1 protein-coding gene is annotated in these 1,447 nt (G+C 62.1%); it reads right to left on the bottom strand.

Annotated features, from left to right (window positions below):
• A partial coding sequence (ahcY, locus tag BST14_RS28040; RefSeq protein ID WP_142279672.1) for an adenosylhomocysteinase occupies positions 1-1,447 on the bottom strand: 1,447 nt, incomplete at both ends.

Here is a 1,447-nt window from a genome sequence, read left to right as displayed (position 1 = left end):
TTGTAGGGGCCGTCGACGTCGACGCCGATGTATTCCGCCTGTTCCTTGGTCAGCTTGGTCAGTCGGCCGCCGAGCGCCTCCACGTGGATGCGGGCCACCTTCTCGTCGAGGTGCTTGGGCAGCCGGTAGACCTCGTTGTCGTACTCGTCGTTTTTGGTCCACAGCTCGATCTGGGCGATGACCTGGTTGGAAAAGCTGTTGCTCATCACGAACGACGGGTGTCCGGTGGCGTTGCCCAGGTTCAGCAGCCGGCCCTCGGACAGCAAGATGATCGACTTGCCGGTGTCCGGGAACGTCCACAGGTCGACCTGGGGGCGGATGTTGGTCTTGATCGCACCGGAGCGCTCCAACCGCGCGACCTGGATCTCGTTGTCGAAGTGACCGATGTTGCCCAGGATCGCCTTGTCCTTCATCGCCTTCATGTGCTCGAGGGTGATGATGTCCTTGTTGCCGGTGGTGGTGATGACGATGTCGGCCTCACCGATCACGTCCTCCACCCGCTTGACATCAAAGCCCTCCATCAGCGCCTGCAGCGCGTTGATCGGATCGATCTCGGTGACCGTCACCCGGGCGCCCTGGCCCGCCACCGACTCGGCCGAACCCTTACCGACATCGCCATAACCACAGATCAGCACCTTCTTACCGCCGATCAGCACATCGGTGCCGCGGTTGATGCCATCGATGAGCGAATGCCGGCAACCGTACTTGTTGTCGAACTTGCTCTTAGTCACCGAATCGTTGACGTTGATCGCCGGGAACGCCAAATCACCCGCGGCGGCGAACTGATACAGCCGCAGCACCCCGGTGGTGGTCTCCTCCGAGACACCCTTGATCGACGCGGCGATCTTGGTCCACTTGTCCTTATCGGTCTCGAAACGCTTGCGCAGCAAGTTCAAAAACACCCGGTGCTCGGTCGAGTCGTCCTCGTCATCCGGGGGCACCACACCGGCCTTCTCATACTGCGCACCGCGCAGCACCAGCATGGTGGCATCACCCCCGTCGTCCAAGATCATGTTGGCCGGCTCGTCGGGCCAGGTCAGCACCTGCTCGGCCGCCCACCAATACTCCTCAAGCGTCTCGCCCTTCCACGCATACACCGGCACCCCCCTGGGCTCCTCGGGGGTACCGTGCGGACCCACCACCACCGCCGCGGCGGCGTGGTCCTGAGTGGAAAAAATGTTGCACGACGCCCAGCGCACCTGGGCGCCCAACGCGACAAGGGTCTCAATCAACACCGCGGTCTGCACCGTCATGTGCAGCGACCCGGAAATCCGCGCACCCTTAAGCGGCTGCACATCGTGATACTCCCGGCGCAACGACATCAAACCCGGCATCTCCTGCTCCGAAAGCTCGATGTCCCGGCGACCGTAATCCGCCAACGACAAATCAGCCACCTTGAAATCGATGCCATTTCGAACGTCAGGAGTCAGTGCGTTTTCGGTCGTCG

The sequence above is a fragment of the Mycobacterium arosiense ATCC BAA-1401 = DSM 45069 genome, from assembly GCF_002086125.1.
Taxonomy (GTDB): Bacteria; Actinomycetota; Actinomycetes; order Mycobacteriales; family Mycobacteriaceae; genus Mycobacterium; species Mycobacterium arosiense.
This window is presented reverse-complemented; position numbering and strand designations above follow the sequence as displayed.